The organism is Actinoplanes sp. NPDC051633, from assembly GCF_040681735.1.
Lineage (GTDB): Bacteria > Actinomycetota > Actinomycetes > Mycobacteriales > Micromonosporaceae > Actinoplanes.
Window position 1 is genome coordinate 1 of sequence record NZ_JBFAZH010001573.1, and the last position, 1,458, is coordinate 1,458.

Annotated in this window: 1 protein-coding gene; it reads right to left on the minus strand. The window is 74.2% G+C overall.

Translation table 11 applies throughout. The annotated features are described in order from the left end of the window. Window positions 1–151 precede the first annotated feature (151 nt). The gene (locus AB0M20_RS43245) at window positions 152–1,249 is read right to left on the minus strand and encodes an FAD-dependent monooxygenase (protein ID WP_364307282.1); all 1,098 of its coding nucleotides are present in this window, start codon (window positions 1,247–1,249) and stop codon (window positions 152–154) included. Window positions 1,250–1,458 lie beyond the last annotated feature (209 nt).

The window sequence follows — 1,458 nt, forward strand, 5'->3', positions numbered from 1 at the left end:
CCCCCCCCCCCCCCCCCCCCCGGCCCCCCCCCCCCCGCGCCGGGGTGGGGCGCGGGGGGGCGCGGAGGCCGATTCGCGCGACGGAAGGCGCACGCGATGGCCGATCTGCGCGGGGCCCGACGCACAGCCACGCGGACGCGCGGCGGCAGCCTCACGCCGGGGTCTGTTCCGCCGCCGCCGGCGGTTGCCACGACTGCATCGATCGCAGCTGGCGGGCCACCGCCTGCGGTGGCGTCAGTCGCAACAGCAGGTTGCGCAGCGGGCTCCGGCTCTGCATCAGCCGGCCCATCAGGTGCGCCCGGCCGGCGATCCGCTGGGTCCGCGGGCGCCGCAGGCGGTCGTACTCGGACAGGGCCGCGTCGATGTCCGCGGAGCCGGCCAGCAGCAACGACAGGGTCGCCGCATCCTCGATCGCCTGGTTGGCGCCCTGACCCAGATCCGGCGTCATGGCGTGCGCCGCGTCGCCGAGCAGCACCACCCGTCCGCGCCGGAAGGACGGGAGCGGCCCGGCCAGCTCGAAGATGCCGGTGCGGAAGACGTCGGAGGGCTCGGTCGCGTCGAAGAGATCGGCGATCGGCGCGTGCCACCCGGCGAACCGGCGGCGCACCTCCTGGTATTCGTCGGCGAAGGTCGCGTCGAGCGGCATCGTCGAGACGCCGAACCAGTACACCCGCCCGTCCGGCAGCGGCGCCATGCCGAAGCGCTCGCCGCGGCCGACCGTCTCCCCGGCCTCTCCCCCCACGTCGACCGGCCGGGCGGTCACCCCGCGCCATGTGCTGTACCCGGCATAGCGCACGCCGGGATCGTCCGGCCAGGACGATCTGGTCTGCGACCGGAGCCCGTCCGCCGCGACCACCACGTCGAACTCACCGAGCTCGGCGGTCGTGGGGGAGCCCCATCGGATCGTGCCGGGGGCCAGCTCGCCGGCCAGCACCCGGTGCAGATCGGCACGGTGCACCACCCGCAGCTCGGCGACCGCATCGGGCGGGATGGTCGACAGCCAGCGCCCGTCCGGTCGCCGCTGGCCGGCGTGCAGCTCGCCCTGCGGGCCGCCGAGCGCCCGCACCGCATCGCCGGCGCCGATCGCGTCCAGGGCCGTGAAGGCGTTTCCGAACAACGACAGACCCGCTCCGACCGGCCCCGGGGAGGAAGCCCGTTCAAAAACCGTGACGTCGACGCCACGCCGCTGCAGCCCGATCGCGGTGACCAGACCACCGATGCCCGCTCCGATGACCTTAACTCTACGCATGTAGAGGACTCTACGCGTGTAGAGTGGCGTTGTGAAGGTGAAACCGGGCACAGATCGCCGGGAGGCCATCGGCGACGCGGCGATCGCGATCGTGGCGCGCGAGGGGCTGCGGTCGTTGACGCACCGCGCGGTCGACAAGGAGCTGTCCCTGCCGGCGGGGTCGGCGTCGTACTACGCGCGTACCCGACGGCAGTTGATCGAGGCGATGG

Excerpts from the sequence above, each read along its gene's own strand:
- AB0M20_RS43245 (WP_364307282.1), bottom strand. The coding sequence starts at position 1,249 with ATGCGTAGAGTTAAGGTCATCGGAGCGGGCATCGGTGGTCTGGTCACC.